Raw genomic sequence first — 18,842 nt, forward strand, 5'->3', positions numbered from 1 at the left:
CCCCTCCCACACCATCTTCCGCAGGGACAGGCGTCTCTGATTGTACTTTAGTCGTCACTACGAACTGTACATAACTGTCTTCAGGATAGACTGGACGCGGTGTCTCACCAGCCGTAGTGACGGTATTATTCAGTACAGGGGCCGCTTCATAAGCGCTAATATTCTGTTGAATATTGCTAACTGCTGAATTACCCATCCATTTACTGCTGTCAAGGTTGCGAATCAAACTTGACACAATATTTGGGTTATCAGCCAGACCAGTCAACGTTAATACATCGCCTTCGCGTTTGAGATTGGTTAGATAAAGCGCTGGTGGAATCGCTCTTGCCAGATCATCCCACAAACGTACTGGTACAGGACGCCGACCTTGCAAGTCTTGAATGACCTGCATACGTGAGATAATATCTTCACGGCGCTGCTCTAAACTGTCAATCTCAGTCAATGCGGTGTCTAAGCGTGCATTTTCTTGTTCAATCAAAGCATTAGCATCAAGCTGTTCATCAAGCTCATTGTTAAAATAGCTCCATGAAGCAAAGGCCGCTAATAAGGTGAGCAAAGTCACCGCAACGATCAGAGTCATAAACTCTTTGTTACGACGCTCGCGCTCCTCTTGTCGCCAAGGTAAAAGGTTAATACGAGCCATTAGTCAAAGCTCCTTAACGCAAGACCGCATGCAGCCATTAATCCTGGCGCGTCAATGGTCAATTGCTCATTATCAATATTAGGCGCAATGGTCATATTGGTAAACGGATTGGCAACACTAACGCTTACACCGAGTTTTTGTTGTGCCATCCCAGCAAGACCTGCAATGGAGCTACTACCACCCGCAAGTACCACGTGGTCAATACTACTATACTGACTTGAGGAGAAGTAAAATTGTAAGGAACGAGTGATTTGCTGAATGGTATTTTCTATAAAAGGGGTCAAAACTTCAGGATAGTAGTCATCAGGCAATGTGCGCTCACGTTTGCTCAGCGTTGCCTCTTCAGCTGACAACCCATACCGGTTTTGAATCGCTTCTGTTAACTGAACACCGCCAAACAATTGCTCGCGACTATAAATAAACTCACCATTCTTTGCGATATATAAAGTGGTTTGATTATGGCCGATATCAACCAAAGCGACCAGTTCTGGCATATTTGGCAGATTGTCTGCCATCAGTCCAAAAGCGCGCTCTATTGCATGTGACTCGATATCCATAACCTTGGTTTGCATACCACCAAAGGCCAACGCATCAACACGCTGATCAACGTTTTCTGAGCGAGAGGCCGCAAGCAGTACTTGTACCATATCCTCACTCACTAAAGATGGACCTAGCACCTCAAAATCTAAATTGACATCTTCTAATGGATAAGGCACATATTGATCAGCATCCAAACGTATTTGTGCTTCACGCTCAACATCGCTTAGCATCATATCCATATCAATAATTTTGGTGATGACGGCAGATCCTGATACGGCGGTTGCAGCATTACTGCCCGCAACTTGGCAACGTCTTGCTAGACTCGTTATAATGTTGCCAACCGCCTCTGTATCAACTAGGAGTTTGTCGACGACTACACCTTCCGGTAGTCTCTCAATACCGTAGGATTTTAGGTGGAACATGCCTTGTTGACGCTGTATGTCCACTATTTTTACTGAAGTGGCACAAATATCCACACCAATCAAATGTCGACTTTTTGAAGTAAATAGCCTCACAAACTCTATACCTTATATTAAGTGTACAATCTGATAGTTATTTGTAATAATTGAATACAATACTTTACTTAATTGATAGATTCAAGCGTTTAGAAATATATTAAGGCCTACTTACACATTTATTATGACCTGTTGATTTTGTTCAAGGTATAATACCTTATCCGCTACAAATTCTAATGAATAAGTCTTATTATGGCCAAAAAAAATGCTACCGCTCGTCTCATTCATTTCTTGGTGGGACTTTTCGTCGCTTGCCTAGCATTGGCAGTTATCTTAGCGCTTGCTGTACCTATTGGTTTTTATGGGATGGCGATGTATTTATCGCCAACTTTGCCAAGTATTCAAGAGATAAAAACTGCCAATTTAGAAATGCCATTGCAGATTTATAGTAGCGATGACAAATTAATTGGCCAATACGGCAATCGTTTATCGTTACCGGTCACATTTGATGAAATTCCTGAAGATTTGACTCACGCTTTTTTAGCGGCAGAAGATGCTTCTTTCTTTCAGCATAGTGGCATCAGTATTAAAGGTCTTGGACGCGCGGTCACTGAAGTGGTGACTGATGATGACAGTCAGACTGGTGGCTCAACGATTACAATGCAGGTCGCCAAAAATTATTTTTTGAGCCCTGAGCGTACTCTAAACCGCAAACTGACGGAATTATTTTTAGCACGTAAAATCGAAGACGAGCTGAGTAAAAATGATATTTTGACTTTATATGTCAATAAGATTTATTTGGGCGAAGGCGCTTATGGTATCCGCGCCGCTGCCAAAAAATACTACAGTAAATCGCTAGATAACCTCACTATTGCTGAAATGGCAATGCTTGCCGGTTTACCAAAAGCCCCTTCTAAATATAATCCTGTTGCCAATCCTAGCCGCGCGTTGACTCGGCGTAACTGGATCATTGGCCGTATGCATGAGCTTGGCTATATTACTCAAGCTCAGTATGATGAGGCCGTTAACTCCCCCGTGGGCATCAAACTATATCAAGAAAAACTCGACGTTAATATGCCCTATTTGGCAGAAATGACACGTGCGACCTTAGTTGAACGCTATGGTGAGCAAGTCATGCACAGTGGTTGGCGCGTTCGTCTCACGGTCGATAGCAAGGCACAAACGGCGGCAGAGGCTGCCATATTAACTGGTCTGATTGCTTACGAGCATCGTCATGGTTGGCGCGGCGCAGAGGCAAATGACGAGCCTCTCGAAAACTTTCAACACTATAGCAATATGTCTCCTGCCAAAGTCACCAAGGTCAACTCTCGTAGTTTTGAAGCGATATTACAGTCTGGTGAAAGTGTAACGGTCAATTGGTCTGGCATGAGCTGGGCACGCAAATACATCTCTGCCAATCGTATCGGTTACTACCCTAATAATGCTAGCCAAATAGTGAGCAAAAACGATATTGTCCGCGTGATACCTACCGCAAATGGTAATTGGCAACTAGGGCAGATACCCAAAATACAAGGTAGTCTGGTTTCATTAAATCCAGAAACCGGCGCGGTTAATGCATTAGTAGGCGGTTTTGATTTCAAACATAGTAAGTTCAACCGAGCTTTACAAGGATGGCGCCAACCTGGCTCAACCATCAAACCATTAGTCTATACCGCCGCTTTGGAAAAAGGCTATCATCCAGACAGTATTGTTTCAGATCGCCCTATTCAAGTAGGCGACTGGAAACCTAAAAACTCTGATGAACGTTTCTTAGGTGACATTACCTTACGTCGTGGTTTGTATTTATCTCGCAACTTGGTTTCTATCCGTCTCCTACAAGCCATTGGTATCTCTGATGCGCGCAACCTCTTAGATGAGTTCGGCCTAGACAAAGAAAAACTACCAACAACTTTATCGTTGGCTCTAGGGGCAGGACAAGCAACCCCATTGCAAATGGCAACGGCGTATTCAACCTTTGCCAATGGTGGTCACCGCGTACAACCTTACTTTATTGAGCAAATTTATAACTATAAAAATGAGTTATTATTTCAGGCCAATCCACTTCAGGCTTGCGCCTTATGCTTTAATGAGCAACTTGAAGCGGTTAATAAAAACCTGATAGAAGAATATAACAAATCATTAGAAGACGAAAACAGTACTACTGAAGAATTGGCTACCGAGAGCACAGAGCTAGAAAATAGTGAAAATATAGAAGACACGGATGAAGCAATCGACCTTACTGTCTATGACGCTGGTCCACAATCAGATCGCCTAAAAGCACCTGTCATACAATACATAGCAGCCAAACAAGCACCAAGAATATTAAAGCCTAGAGTAGCATTTGAAATGGCAGATATTTTACGTGATGTGGTGCAACGTGGTACTGCAGTACGAGCAAAAGCCTTAGGCCGTGATGATATTGGCGGCAAAACCGGTACAACCAACGAAGCCAAAGACGCTTGGTTTGCAGGGTTTCATCCTACCAATGCAACGGTTGTATGGATGGGGTTTGATCAGCCAACATCTATGGGTCGTCGAGAGTATGGTGGTGTGGCTGCCCTGCCCGTCTGGATGGACTTTATGAAAGCTCAGCTCAAAAACACACCAAACCAATGGGTGTCTATCAATAACCGCTCAAAATCTAAAAAGCAGCAACAGCAAATTATAGAAATGACCGATGATGGTATTATAACTGATGATGACGACATCTCTGACAATAGCGCACCAGCAAAACCGGTCAAAACTCAAATTCAGCAGCGTAAGCCGACCCTACCTGAACCAACTGCAGATACTAGCAACTCAGCAGCTCAAGCAAACAATAGCCGTAGTAACGATAGCGTGCCGCAAAACCCTTTATCGGTCACGCCGGTCCAGCGTATGCCCCCGATGCCAGAGTAATCTACTGGTATCTCTAGCTACCGATATAATAAAAGGCTTGTTCAGTCATCACTGAATAAGCCTTTTTTGTAGATATTATATTTCGAATAGACTCATCCTGCTAAAACTCAACCATCCCTGCACGTAGTTGCTCGATCAGCTCTAAAAGCTGATTACGCCATTCTCTTATCGTTGCCTCATCAGGTAACCATTGATTTGACAAAGTAACGACATTCACAATAAGGTCGGGCGCGGCTAAATCGCTACTTGGTTTTTCATCCACCACCGTATCTGGTGGTACCGCATAGAGGCAACGCTCATAAGCGCGCTCTATATTTGCAATAAAGCCTTGCTGCTGCAATTGCTGCAAGCGCTGAATCTCAGGAGATACCTGCGTGCGCTCGCCTAGTGCTTGCTCAATATCTGACAAAGTTGGTGCGGTCATGTTTAGACTATAAAAATGGCCCAACTCTTGAATAAATGCCAACAATGCCCCGTATAAGTGAAAAATAGCCGTTTCACAATGAGCCTGATATAACTGCTTATCATTGGTGCTGCCTGCTGCTTGACAAGAGAGACGGCAGAAATACAGTTTTTGATTGGTACGATCTGCTTGATATTTGGCAACGCGAGTTTTACCTGCCATGTGCGACTTATCCTTCTATAGATAGTAAATTGAGGCTTGTTTTCCAGTGTACTATTTTTTTAGATAATAGCACCATGCCTTTCTCAATTTTTATACACACAAAAAAGCCAGCGACTTAGGCTGGCTTTTTCTTAAATTGGGAATGAAACAAAATACTCAATACGATTAATTATTTTGATTTAACTCTTGAGCAAAGGCCTCATCAAAGCTTGCAAAGTCTTTGCTGTCAGTGCTTGCAGTCATATCAAACGCTGCATTTAGATCACTGTCTTGTAGCTTCTGATCCGCTGTCTCTTTGCGTGCCTTGTGATAAGCAAGACCCGTACCTGCAGGAATCAAGCGACCAACCACCACGTTTTCTTTCAGACCACGTAGCTCATCCACTTTACCAGTCACAGCCGCCGCCGTTAGTACACGGGTTGTTTCTTGGAAAGACGCCGCTGAGATAAAGCTTTCAGTTGCAAGACTTGCCTTAGTGATACCTAATAATTGACGCTCAAACTGTACTGGGAATTTGTCTTCCGCTTCTAGTTTCGCATTCAACGCTTTGATATCTGCATACTCGACCTGATCACCTTTGAAGTGGCTTGAATCGCCGCCGTCAGTGATTTCAACTTTACGCAACATTTGACGAATAATAACTTCGATGTGCTTGTCGTTGATTTTTACACCCTGCAAGCGATAAACGTCCTGTACTTCGTTGACGATATAATCAGCAAGTGCCGTCTGGCCTTTCAAACGCAAGATATCATGTGGATTTTGTGGACCATCTGCAATAATCTCACCACGTGCTACCGTCTCGTTTTCAAAGACGTTGATTTGACGCCATTTTGGAATCAGCTCTTCATGTACTTCGCCATCTTCATTGGTAATAATGAAGCGGTTCTTACCTTTGGTCTCTTTACCAAAGCTTACGACACCAGTCATTTCTGCCATGATGGCGTGATCTTTTGGACGACGTGCTTCAAATAGATCAGCAACACGTGGTAGACCACCGGTAATATCTTTTGTACCAGAAGATGCTTGTGGGACACGGCCTAGAATCGAACCTGCTGCTACTTTTTCACCATCGCTCACGCGAATGATCGTTTCAGCTGGTAAGAAGTAAACCACTTCTTTGCCTTCGTCAGTGTTCAAGATAATAGCAGGACGTAAGTCTTTTGCTGAACTTGAACGGTCACGAGTCGCTAGAATCTCAAACGAGCTCATACCAGTGGCATCATCAACCTTAACGGTCGCCGTTGAACCATCAACGATATCACTGAAACGTGCTGTACCAGCAAATTCTGTGATAATTGGATGGGTATGCGGATCCCATTTAGCGATGGTTTGACCGCTTTCAACCTGCTCTTCGTCTTTCACAAGAACGCTTGAACCGTACGGTACTTTATAGCGCTCACGCTCACGGCCAAGCTCATCAGTCAACGCGATTTCAGCTGAACGCGATACGATGACTAAGTGACCGTCAGTATGCTGTACCGTTTTCATGTTTTCAAAATGCGCTTGACCAGCATTACGTACAGAGATGCTGTTGTCCACAGATGCTGAACTCGCGGCCCCGCCCACGTGGAACGTACGCATGGTCAACTGAGTACCTGGCTCACCGATAGACTGAGCGGCCATAACACCAACTGACTCACCGATGTTCACTTTATGACCACGTGCAAGGTCACGACCATAACACTGTGAACAAACACCATGCTCAACATCACAAGTAATAACTGAGCGTACCCAGATATCATCGATCGCGTTGCTGTCAAGGACGTTAACCCAATACTCATCAATCAAAGTACCGGCTGGAACCAATACTTTATCAGCATCATCGTTATACGTCACATCACGTGCAGTTACACGACCAAGTACTAGCTCGCCTAATTTCTCAATGATTTCACCACCTTGGATATGTGGCTTCATGAGTAGGCCTTCTTCAGTACCACAATCATCACTCGTGATCACCAAATCTTGCGCCACATCAACTAGGCGACGAGTTAGGTAACCTGAGTTAGCTGTTTTTAGTGCTGTATCCGCTAGACCTTTACGTGCACCGTGCGTTGAGATGAAGTACTGTAGTACGGTCAAACCTTCACGGAAGTTAGCTTTAATTGGTGTCTCAATGATTGAGCCATCTGGTTTCGCCATCAAACCACGCATACCGGCCAACTGACGAATCTGTGCCGCACTACCACGAGCGCCAGAATCCGACATGATAAAGATCGAGTTGAATGACTTCTGCTCGTCTTCTTCGCCTTGGGCGTTGATAACTTTATCTGTTGCCAAGTTATCCATCATCGCCTTAGCGACTTTGTCATTGGTACGTGACCAGATATCAACGACTTTGTTATAGCGCTCACCAGCGGTCACAAAGCCTTGCTCAAATTGATCTTCGATTTCGCGAACTTCGCCTTCTGCCACTTCAATGATTTGCTTTTTCAGTGGTGGAATGACCATATCATCAATACCAATAGACACACCAGATAGCGTTGCCTGAGCAAAACCAAGATACATCAATTGGTCAGCAAACATAACGCTTTCTTTGACGCCGACTTTACGGTAGCAAGAGTTGATCAAACGAGAGATATTTTTCTTCGTCATCTCTTGGTTACACTCATCAAACGTCATACCTTTAGGCATGATGTTCCAGATAAGTAGACGACCAGCAACCGTATCTTTGATACTGGTTTCTTTGGTCTCGTTACCGTCTTCGTCAATTTGCGTCTCAGTGACACGCACTTTGATCTTCGCGTTTACGTGCAAATCATTTGAACCAATTGCACGCAAAGCTTCGTTGACGGTCGAAAATATCATGCCTTCGCCTTTGGCATTGATCGACGAGCGACTGATGTAATATAGACCAAGTACAACGTCCTGTGAGGGTACGATGATTGGATCACCGTTCGCAGGTGACAAGATGTTGTTAGTAGACATCATCAAGGCGCGTGATTCAAGCTGTGCTTCTAGGGTCAATGGCACGTGAACGGCCATTTGGTCACCATCGAAATCGGCGTTGAATGCAGTACAAACAAGCGGATGCAACTGGATGGCTTTACCTTCGATCAATACTGGCTCAAATGCCTGTAAACCCAAACGGTGAAGTGTTGGCGCACGGTTGAGAAGTACTGGATGCTCACGGATGACCATGGCCAGCATATCCCACACTTGTGGCTCTTCACGCTCTACCATCTTTTTGGCAGCTTTAATCGTAGTCGCTAAACCGTGAGACAATAGTTTGTTATAAGTAAATGGCTTGAATAATTCTAGAGCCATTTTCTTCGGTAGACCACACTGATGTAAACGTAGTGTTGGGCCTACAACGATAACCGAACGACCAGAGTAATCGACACGCTTACCAAGCAAGTTCTGACGGAAACGACCTTGCTTACCTTTGATCATATCAGCCAAAGATTTCAATGGACGCTTGTTACTGCCAGTGATGGCACGACCGCGACGACCGTTATCAAGCAACGCATCCACTGACTCTTGTAGCATACGCTTTTCGTTACGCACAATGATATCAGGGGCGCTAAGCTCCAATAGACGCTTCAAACGATTATTACGGTTGATGACACGGCGATACAAATCGTTAAGATCAGATGTCGCAAAACGGCCACCTTCTAGCGGTACTAGCGGACGTAAATCTGGTGGTAGAACTGGTAAAATATTCATTACCATCCACTCAGGCTTGTTATTAGAGTCACGGAATGCTTCTAATAATTTAAGACGCTTAGACATCTTCTTAAGCTTGGTCTCAGAACCTGTTTGTGGAATCGCTTCACGCAGCTCATCAATCTCAAGATCCATATCGATATCTTTCAATAGGTCTTGGACAGCTTCCGCACCCATCTTGGCAGTGAACTCGTCGCCAAACTCTTCAAGTGCTTTGTAATAATCTTCATCATCAAGCAACTGATACTTCTCTAAAGAAGTCAGACCAGGCTCAGTCACGATGTAGCTTTCAAAATATAGGACGCGCTCAATATCGCGCAATGTCATGTCTAGCAATAGACCGATGCGGCTTGGTAGTGATTTTAGGAACCAAATGTGCGCCACAGGACTGGCTAGGTCGATATGACCCATGCGGTCACGACGGACTTTCGCAGTGGTGACTTCAACACCACATTTTTCGCAGATAACGCCTTGGAACTTACGGCGCTTATATTTACCACATAGACATTCAAAATCTTTTACTGGGCCAAAGATTTTGGCACAAAAAAGACCATCACGCTCAGGTTTGAACGTGCGATAGTTGATGGTTTCAGGTTTTTTTACTTCGCCGTGCGACCATGACTTGATGACGTCAGGTGAGGCTAGAGTAATTTGAATGCTATCAAACTCTGTATTACCGTTGCCGGTAGGGCTTTGCATGATATCGAGTAAATCTTTCAAGTTGCTTCTCCGTTATCTTTATAATCATCTGACAGCGTACCATTGACGCAGATAAGATGAATGAAGGCAATGAATAGGGTTGAGACAAATCACTAAAAGCAGCAGCAATAAAGCAGACTGCCTTTAGTGGACAACTAAGTTAAACAACGGGCTAGTTGCTTTGTTTTAACTCAATATTAATACCCAGTGATTTGATTTCTTTGGTCAGTACGTTGAACGACTCAGGCATGCCTGGATCCATATACTGCTCACCATCAACGATGTTTTTGTACATACGAGTACGGCCTTCAACGTCATCCGACTTCACCGTTAGCATTTCTTGCAAGGTGTAAGTCGCGCCGTATGCTTCTAGTGCCCATACTTCCATCTCACCGAAGCGCTGACCACCAAACTGCGCTTTACCGCCGAGTGGCTGCTGCGTCACTAGAGAATAAGAACCCGTTGAACGCGCATGCATTTTGTCATCAACCAAATGGTTAAGTTTGAGCATGTACATATAGCCAACGGTCACTTTACGGTCAAACTTCTGACCAGTACGACCATCATACAATGTCTGTTGACCATCGCGATCCATACCAGCAAGCTCTAATAAGTCTTTAACTTGGCTTTCTCTTGCGCCGTCAAATACTGCTGTGCCCATCGGTACACCGCCACGTAAGTTGTCTGCTAGCGCCATGATGTCATCATCACTCAAGCTATCAAGATCAACTTGCTCACCGCCTACTTGGTTATAGATTTTGTCCAAGAAGTCACGTAGCTCTTTGATTGCTGCTTGAGATTTGAGCATACCGTCAATCTTTTCGCCCAACCCTTTCGCTGCCATACCCAAATGCGTCTCTAGAACCTGACCGATGTTCATACGAGATGGTACACCAAGTGGGTTCAATACGATGTCAACGGTATTACCATTTTCATCATAAGGCATGTCTTCAACTGGCATGATGCGCGATACAACACCTTTGTTACCATGACGACCAGCCATCTTATCACCAGGCTGAATACGACGCTTAACCGCTAGATATACTTTAACGATTTTTTGTACGCCATGTTGCAGGTCATCACCAGCAGTCAATTTGCGTTTTTTCTCAGCAAATTTCACATCGATATCTTTTTGCTTATCAACCAAGTAATCAGAAATCTGGGTCAAACGCTCAGAGATTTCTTCTTCTACTGGTTGGATATCAAGCAATGTCTCAAGGCTCATGTCTTTCATGTCAGCCAAAGCCATTACCGTACCCGCTTTTAGACCAGCCCCGCCGCTGACTTTTTGGCCATCTAATAGATTACTAATACGGCCACGTGCTGCTTCTTCAAAAATACGTAGCTCTTCTTTCAAATCTTTGCGATAGCTGTCAAGCTGCGATTTTTCAATCGCTCTTGCGCGTGCGTCTTTTTCAACGCCATCACGGGTGAAGACTTGTACATCAATAACCGTACCTTTACTTGAAGTTGGTACGCGTAGTGAAGTGTCTTTCACATCAGCCGCTTTTTCGCCAAAGATAGCCCGTAGTAGTTTCTCTTCTGGCGTTAGCTGAGTTTCACCTTTTGGCGTCACTTTACCAACTAGAATATCACCAGCATCAACTTCAGCACCGATATAGACGATACCTGCTTCATCAAGACTTGATAGTGCTGCTTCACCAACGTTTGGAATATCAGCAGTGATCTCTTCTGTACCTAGTTTGGTATCACGAGCCACACAAGTCAATTCTTGGATATGAATCGTAGTGAAACGATCTTCTTTTACGACTTTTTCAGATAGCAAGATTGAATCTTCAAAGTTGTAACCATTCCACGGCATAAATGCGATGCGGATGTTCTGACCAAGTGCTAGCTCACCAAGATCCGTTGATGGACCATCAGCCAAGATATCACCCAAAGCAATCTCGTCACCTTGGTTAACGATGATACGTTGGTTGATACAAGTGTTTTGGTTAGAGCGCGTGTATTTGATCAAGTTATAGATATCAATACCCGCTTCACCAGCAACCATCTCGTCTTCGTTGACACGAACCACGATACGTGATGCATCAACATCTTCAATCACACCGCCACGCTTAGCGATCACACAAACACCAGAGTCACGAGCAACGTGACGCTCCATGCCAGTACCTACTAACGGCTTATCAGCACGTAGGGTCGGCACAGCCTGACGCTGCATGTTCGAGCCCATCAAGGCACGGTTAGCATCATCATGCTCTAGGAACGGAATCAGACCTGCTGCAACCGATACGACCTGACTTGGTGAGACATCCATATGCGTCACTTTTTCTGGCGGCATACGAACAAATTCACCATAGCTACGTACACTGACCATCTCGTCAGATAACGCGCCATCTTCAGTCATCGGAGAATCAGCCTGTGCAATCACAGTACCGACTTCTTCGATTGCTGATAAATACTCAATAACGTCAGTCACTTTACCATCAACCACACGGCGATATGGCGTTTCTAAGAAACCAAAGCTGTTGGTTTTAGCAAATGTCGCTAGTGAGTTGATCAGACCAATGTTTGGACCTTCAGGAGTCTCAATAGGACATACACGGCCATAATGCGTATCATGTACGTCACGTACTTCAAAGCCTGCGCGTTCACGAGTTAGACCACCAGGTCCTAACGCTGATACACGGCGCTTATGGGTAACTTCAGACAACGGGTTGTTCTGATCCATAAACTGTGACAACTGGCTTGAACCAAAGAATTCTTTAACTGCAGCCGCTACTGGCTTAGAGTTAATCAAATCTTGTGGTGACAGATTGTCTGATTCTGCTGAGCTTAAACGCTCTTTTACAGCACGCTCAACACGTACTAGACCAACACGGAATTGGTTTTCTGCCATCTCGCCCACTGAACGAATACGACGGTTACCTAGATGGTCAATATCATCGACATCGCCGCGACCGTTACGAATTTCGATAAGTTCTTTTAGAACATTAACGATATCATCGTTGGTTAATACACTGCGTTCGCGCTGTACGTCTGGATCATCGGTGTTTTCAAATGGCAGACCAAGACGACGGTTGAACTTCATACGGCCGACGTTAGATAGGTCATAACGATCGGCGTTGAAGAACATGCTCTCAAACAGTTTCTCAGCCGTTTCAACCGTTGGTGGCTCACCTGGACGCATGACTTTATAGATTTCGATCAATGCTTCTTCACGGCTTGATGTGCTATCAGCACGTAGCGTATCGGCAATATAACTACCTTGGTCGATATCGTTAGTGAACAAAATGCTAAACTCTTTGATGGCACCACTGGCTTCAAATGAGTTCAATTTCACCAATAACTCGTGGTCGATTGGCGTGTTCGCTTTAGCGATGATTTCATCATTAACAACGATGTCTTCAGCTAAAATACGCTCATATAGGTATTCATCAGGCACAGCAATTTTCGTCATACCTGCTTCTTCAAGCTGACGGATACGGCGTGCGTTAATACGTTTGCCCTGCTCTACAATAACGTCACCTTCAGGTGATACGATATCAAACTGCGCCATTTCGCCACGTAGACGATCAGCAACTAGATCAATTTCAAACGTCTCTTCAGCTTTATAAACAGCGACTTTATCAAAGAACAAATCTAAAATTTCAGATGTAGTCAGGCCAAGTGCACGTAGAATGATAGAAGCCAATAGCTTACGGCGACGGTCAATACGAGCAAAGACTAAGTCTTTTGCATCAAATTCAAAGTCTAACCATGAACCACGGTAAGGGATGATACGCGCGTTATAAAGCACTTTACCACTTGAATGCGACTTACCTTTATCATGGTCAAAGAACACACCAGGTGAACGATGTAGCTGAGATACGATAACACGCTCAGTACCATTAATAATGAAAGTACCGTTAGCAGTCATCAAAGGCATCTCGCCCATGTAAACGCTTTGCTCACGGATATCTTTGATAGCGGCTTTGCTATCTTTGTCTTTGCTGTCTTTATCTTTGATGATCAAGCGAATTTTGACACGCATCGGCGCCGCAAACGTTGAACCACGTAAGATACACTCACGCTCATCAAATTCAGGCGTACCTAAATAGTACTCAACAAATTGTAACTCGGCGTTACCAGAGTGACTCTCAATTGGGAAAATAGAGGAATACGCAGCTTGCAAACCAGTATTCTCACGAGCTTTTGGCTTTTTATGCTCTTGCAAAAATTGCTCATAAGAATCTACTTGAATAGACAGTAAATAGGGAACGTCCATTACAGTGGGCAATTCAGCAAAACTTTTGCGAATACGCTTTTTTTCAGTATAAGAATATGCCATCGAGAGTCCTTACAGTAAACGTGGAAACAAATTAAAAGCGTGGCCAGTATGCATAAATACGATGCACACTTAGCGACGTAAACGATAATATAAAACGGGTTTTCGTGTTCAGTTCATGTTTTTTCTTTCAATTACTACTTTACTCATCAGTGCTTACCTAGCACACTTCACTTAATCTCGTCGTTGCTTGCTAAATTCATGGTAAGTGAATCAATCTATATGACTGTTGCAACCAAAAAATTCAATATTATATAATCTATAATGCATTGCCTATGAGGCTTAATTTACAAATACATTGCTGGAAAATAACGTCTATTAAGATTGCATATAAACCACTTGCCATCTAGACTGCTTATTACCGAACTATGTTCCCTACACATACAAACTGTCTATAAGACTAAATATCGACAGTCATGCCACACTAAGTAGGCAACTTATGATCAACAGCTTTTTCAGAATACCGCTTTTTTCAGGATTAATAATCGGGGTAACTATAACTTTAAGAATCAGTATAAACTATAGTGTTGATAGGAAAGCATGCAGACACAAAAAAATGCCAAACATCTACAGACGTTTAGCTGATATTAACTGATTTTAAAAACTGGTATGTGTACTTGCATGTATATCGTCTGTCCTTTTGATGGGTATCCACCGTTAATGCATACGTATGTTGGCAGACACAAAAGGTCAAGCTACGAATTATAATAAAAAAAAGCTGGCAATGCAAGGCATTACCAGCTTTTTTTCTGTACAGTGTTAAACTTATTTTAGTTCAACAGTTGCACCAGCTTCTTCAAGTTTCTTTTTCAACTCTTCAGCTTCAGCTTTAGATGCGCCTTCTTTGATTGGAGCTGGAGCGCCTTCAACCAAATCTTTCGCTTCTTTTAGGCCAAGACCAGTTGCTTCACGTACGGCTTTAATTACGCCAACTTTCTTGTCGCCGAAGCTAGCAAGAACTACGTCAAACTCGTCTTTTTCTTCAGCAGCAGCAGCGCCACCAGCAGCAGCAGCAGGTGCAGCAGCAGCAACAGCAGCAGTTACGCCGAATTTTTCTTCCATATCGCTGATTAGCTCAACGATATCCATTACTGACATTTCAGCGATTGCGTTTAACACATCTTCTTTAGATAGTGCCATGAGAACTCTCCGTTATCTGATAAAAATTAATTGATTTTAATATCGCTTTGATCGTTTGCCAAATATACAAATAGAATTGGCAATACAGTACAACCAGCGATGTCAAAGTTACGTTAAAACAAGCAATTAAGCAGCTTCTTTTGCGTCTTTGATTGCCGCTACAGTGCGAACGAACTTGCCAGGAACAGCATTCATAGTCTGGACAAGCTTGGTCACTGGTGCATTCATAGTAGCCATCAAGATAGAGATTGCTTCGTCGCGAGTTGGTAGCTTCGATACGTGCTCTAGCTCTTCTGGACCATAAACTTCACCACCGACTGATACTAATTTGGTCTCTAAAGCTTTGTTATCTTTGCTAAAGTCGAAAACGACTCGTGCTGCAGATCCCAAATCTTCCATAGAGAAAGCCAAAAGTAGTGGACCAGTCATACGGTCTGACATGCTCTCAAACTTAGTGCCTTCAAAAGCGCGTTTTGCAAGGGTATTTTTTACCACTTTCAAAACAACACCTTTATCACGAGCTTGTTCGCGAAGCTTAGTAAGCTGTGCAACACCAATTCCGTGATACTCGGCAGCTACTGCTGAGTAAGCATTAGCAGCAACTTCAGACACTTCAGCCACAACTTGTTGTTTTTGCTCTAGCGTTAATGCCATAAGTTGACTCCTTTAATCTTATCAATCTGCTTATCATAAAAGCGCTAAAAATCGAAATTTCCGCGGGCTTAAACTTTAAGCTGGGACTGACTTGATACGACACATTACCAGCGGATTCAATTAATGAAAAAAGCATCTACTGATAACGACTGATTACGGCACCGTTATCAGAATGACGTTGAGTAATAGTTTGAAGGTTATATAAATAACCTTACCGCCCTATTCGCTCGTGTCTTAAACTGTGTGGGCCACCGTCTGCGTAGGACAACTAAGATTTTCATCTGTCGTCGATTAACAAAAGTGACTCAGTATCATATTTAACCATTCGAAAATTGCTATCTATGACGCTAAACCACTCTCTACCTACGGTCTTAGACAGCGTAGCAAATACTACGCTGACCTAATTTTTAAATATAGTGTGTGCTCATCATTCAAAATACTTGAAGTTCAAGTACTCAAAAATAGAGACTTTAATTATTTAGCAGTACGATAAGGAACAGCGTCGATCGTTAGACCAGGGCCCATCGTGCTAGACAAGGTGATTTTCTTGATGAAAGTACCTTTAGAAGTAGCAGGCTTAGCACGCTTTAAATCAGAAAGAATCGCTTGCGCGTTTTGCTCGATTTGCTCAGCAGTGAAACCAACTTGGCCGATAGTTGCATGGATAATACCAGCTTTATCAACACGGTACTGTGCTTGACCAGCTTTCGCGTTGGTCACAGCTTCAGCAACGTTTGGCGTTACCGTACCAACTTTAGGGTTAGGCATTAGGCCACGTGGGCCTAGGATCGTACCCAATTGACCAACAACACGCATAGCATCAGGAGCTGCGATCACAACATCAAAGTCCATGTTCCCGGCTTTGATTTGCTCTGCTAGGTCTTCAAAACCAACGATGTCTGCACCAGCTTCTTTAGCGGCTTCAGCAGCAGCGCCTTGAGCAAATACAGCAACGCGTTTGGTTTTACCAGTACCAGCAGGTAGGTTAGTTGCACCACGAACCACTTGATCAGATTTACGTGGGTCAACGCCCAAGTTTACTGCGATATCAATAGACTCTTTGAATTTTAGCGGTGGCAAATCGTTTAGGATTTGAACAGCTTCTTCAAGAGTGTACTGCTTTTCGTTATCAACACGGCTTTGGATTTCTTTTTGACGTTTGGTTAGCTTAGACATTATACACCCTCCACGGTAATACCCATTGAACGTGCAGTACCAGCGATGGTACGAACAGCAGCGTCAAGATCAGCTGCAGTTAAGTCTGCATTCTTAGTTTTAACGATTTCTTCTAGCTGTGCACGGTCGACTTTACCGACTTTAGCGGTGTTCGGTGTACCTGAACCTTTAGCAATGCCAGCAGCTTTACGTAATAAGTACGCAGCTGGTGGTGACTTCATGATGAAGGTAAAAGATTTATCGCTGTATACTGTGATCTCAGTCGGGATCGGTAGACCTGGCTCTTGGCCTGAGGTCGCAGCGTTAAATTCTTTACAGAACGCCATGATGTTCACGCCTTTTTGACCCAAAGCTGGACCAATCGGTGGTGAAGGGTTTGCTTTGCCTGCAGGCACTTGCAGTTTGATGTAACCATCAATCTTCTTAGCCATGATACTCTCCTAAATGGGTGATAGCGCCAAATCAACGTGGTATATACCTAATTGACTAACAGCTCCCCGGTTGATGAATTTTTTGCTAATTCAGTCTAGTTTTTCAACTTTACTAAATTCAAGCTCAACCTGCGTAGGTCGATTAAATACGTTTACCGTTAGATGTAGTTTAGACTTCTCATAATCCACTTTTTCTACCAACCCTTTAAAGTCAGTGAATGGACCATCAATAACCAATAACTCTTCGCCTGGCTCAAATAGCGTCTTAGGACGAGGATCAGTCTCAGTTTGATTCAAACGGTTTAAAATGCGATCAGCTTCTACTTGCGTAATCGGTGCAGGCATCTCAGGCGTACCACCGATGAAGCCCATAATACGCGGACAGTCTTTTACGATGTGCCAAGTATTGTCGTTCATTTCCATCTGGATCAATACATATCCAGGAAAGAACTTACGCTCACTCTTACGCTTTTTGCCGTCTTTCATTTCGACGACTTCTTCAGTAGGAACCAATACATCACCGAATGACTCAGCAAAGTCACTACGGTTAATACGATCAGTTAATGAACGTTGTACTTGTTTTTCATATCCTGAAAACGCTTGGACAATATACCAACGCATATCACGCTCCTGATCATTATAAATAAGTCGTTATGAGTAAATGTCTCGCTAATAGTCACTAGTACGTGCTATTAACCGATAAAGATACCAACGAACCAATTAAAAAAGTTATCCAATAACCAAATAAAGAAACCGGCAATCGCAATCACAACAATCACTTGCCATGTATATTGAAAGGTTTCGTCTTTACCTGGCCATGTCACTCGGCGAAGCTCAACACCTGCGTCTCTTAATAATATTTTAAAAGCACGGCCTTGATGCGTCAGCGCCAAGCAAATTAATGCAAATACAATAAGTGCGACAATAATACCAATACGTACCCAGACATCGTTGGCAGGTTGCCAATATCCTGGTAAGTATTGATTAACGAGAGTCGCACCGATTAATACAGCTGCGGCAAGTAGCCACAAAATCAAATCTTTGATTGAGCCAGTCTTAGCAACTTCAACAGCAGAAGTACCGCTCGCTGAGATGTGCTTATTTTTAGACAGCATTCCACCAGCAACCGCCTTGGCATCAGATAACTTAGTCTCGAGGTTATCTTGATTATTGCTCATAAAGAACTCGCTTCGGAGATGGTGGGGTACAACAAAGATGAGATAAGAAGATGGCAGGCGATGTAGGACTCGAACCTACAACCCTCGGTTTTGGAGACCGATGCTCTACCAATTGAGCCAATCGCCTATGGGTGTAAAGGACAGCATTATACAATATTTAGCATAGAATGCAAGCCTTTGGCGGTAAAATTGTTAATTTTTACCTGATATTACATCTATCAAAAGTCACTATATTAATTATAGGCTTTCTCGTTATGGTTTAGATTAACCATACACGTTAAATGCAGCGCTAATATAGCAAGCTATGCGGCAAATTACAATACAGTGCATTATAAATAAATAGCCAGTATCAAAAGTCACTCCATCAAAAGAACCATTTTACCAAAGCTTAGATCTAATGCTGCAAATACCCCTATTTACCTCCAAAAAAAAGCCACCCTAGATAGGATGGC

Annotated in this window: 12 protein-coding genes and 1 tRNA gene; 1 reads left to right on the forward strand and 12 read right to left on the reverse strand. The window is 43.5% G+C overall.

The features are described 5' to 3' along the window. Both AS194_RS10205 and pilM read right to left on the reverse strand, forming a co-directional pair. A partial coding sequence (locus tag AS194_RS10205) for a PilN domain-containing protein (RefSeq protein WP_058025414.1) occupies positions 1-643 on the reverse strand: 643 nt, incomplete at its 3' end. Further along, on the reverse strand, positions 643-1,698 hold the full coding sequence (pilM, locus tag AS194_RS10210) for a type IV pilus assembly protein PilM (protein ID WP_058025415.1): 1,056 nt from the start codon (positions 1,696-1,698) through the stop codon (positions 643-645). The genes pilM and AS194_RS10205, both read right to left, overlap by 1 nt. Positions 1,699-1,890: 192 nt before the next feature. On the opposite strand from pilM, the gene AS194_RS10215 reads away from it, so the two are divergent. Beyond that, positions 1,891-4,536, forward strand: coding sequence for a penicillin-binding protein 1A (locus AS194_RS10215; RefSeq protein WP_058025416.1), 2,646 nt, complete (start codon positions 1,891-1,893; stop codon positions 4,534-4,536). Positions 4,537-4,636: 100 nt separating this feature from the next. Here AS194_RS10215 and AS194_RS10220 read toward each other — a convergent pair whose 3' ends face one another. The 10 genes from AS194_RS10220 to AS194_RS10265 all read right to left on the reverse strand — a co-directional run bounded on the left by AS194_RS10220 (position 4,637) and on the right by AS194_RS10265 (position 18,517). Continuing rightward, positions 4,637-5,161, reverse strand: coding sequence for a DUF6586 family protein (locus AS194_RS10220; RefSeq protein WP_058025417.1), 525 nt, complete (start codon positions 5,159-5,161; stop codon positions 4,637-4,639). Between the two features lie 165 nt (positions 5,162-5,326). Continuing rightward, complete coding sequence (rpoC, locus tag AS194_RS10225; protein ID WP_058025418.1) at positions 5,327-9,544, reverse strand: DNA-directed RNA polymerase subunit beta'; 4,218 nt, start codon at positions 9,542-9,544, stop codon at positions 5,327-5,329. A gap of 151 nt (positions 9,545-9,695) precedes the next feature. Then, positions 9,696-13,814 carry a DNA-directed RNA polymerase subunit beta gene (rpoB, locus tag AS194_RS10230; RefSeq protein WP_058025419.1) on the reverse strand — a complete coding sequence of 1,373 codons (4,119 nt, stop codon included), beginning with the start codon at positions 13,812-13,814 and terminating at the stop codon, positions 9,696-9,698. Between the two features lie 762 nt (positions 13,815-14,576). Further along, complete coding sequence (rplL, locus tag AS194_RS10235; protein WP_058025420.1) at positions 14,577-14,951, reverse strand: 50S ribosomal protein L7/L12; 375 nt, start codon at positions 14,949-14,951, stop codon at positions 14,577-14,579. 126 nt (positions 14,952-15,077) lie between these two features. Further along, entirely contained in the window at positions 15,078-15,605 is a 528-nt protein-coding gene (gene rplJ / locus AS194_RS10240; RefSeq protein WP_058025421.1) for a 50S ribosomal protein L10, read from the reverse strand. Between the two features lie 474 nt (positions 15,606-16,079). Next, complete coding sequence (gene rplA, locus AS194_RS10245) at positions 16,080-16,781, reverse strand: 50S ribosomal protein L1 (RefSeq protein ID WP_058025422.1); 702 nt, start codon at positions 16,779-16,781, stop codon at positions 16,080-16,082. Beyond that, positions 16,781-17,212 (reverse strand): 50S ribosomal protein L11, encoded by a 432-nt coding sequence (rplK, locus tag AS194_RS10250; protein WP_058025423.1) that lies wholly within the window; start codon positions 17,210-17,212, stop codon positions 16,781-16,783. The genes rplA and rplK overlap by 1 nt, the downstream gene beginning before the upstream one ends. A gap of 90 nt (positions 17,213-17,302) precedes the next feature. After that, positions 17,303-17,833 carry a transcription termination/antitermination protein NusG gene (gene nusG / locus AS194_RS10255; protein ID WP_057761729.1) on the reverse strand — a complete coding sequence of 177 codons (531 nt, stop codon included), beginning with the start codon at positions 17,831-17,833 and terminating at the stop codon, positions 17,303-17,305. A gap of 71 nt (positions 17,834-17,904) precedes the next feature. After that, positions 17,905-18,390, reverse strand: a complete 486-nt coding sequence (gene secE, locus AS194_RS10260; protein WP_058025424.1) for a preprotein translocase subunit SecE — start codon at positions 18,388-18,390, stop codon at positions 17,905-17,907. 51 nt (positions 18,391-18,441) lie between these two features. Next, a tRNA-Trp gene (locus tag AS194_RS10265) sits at positions 18,442-18,517 on the reverse strand. Positions 18,518-18,842 lie beyond the last annotated feature (325 nt).

It is taken from the genome of Psychrobacter piscatorii (assembly GCF_001444505.1).
GTDB lineage: Bacteria > Pseudomonadota > Gammaproteobacteria > Pseudomonadales > Moraxellaceae > Psychrobacter > Psychrobacter piscatorii_B.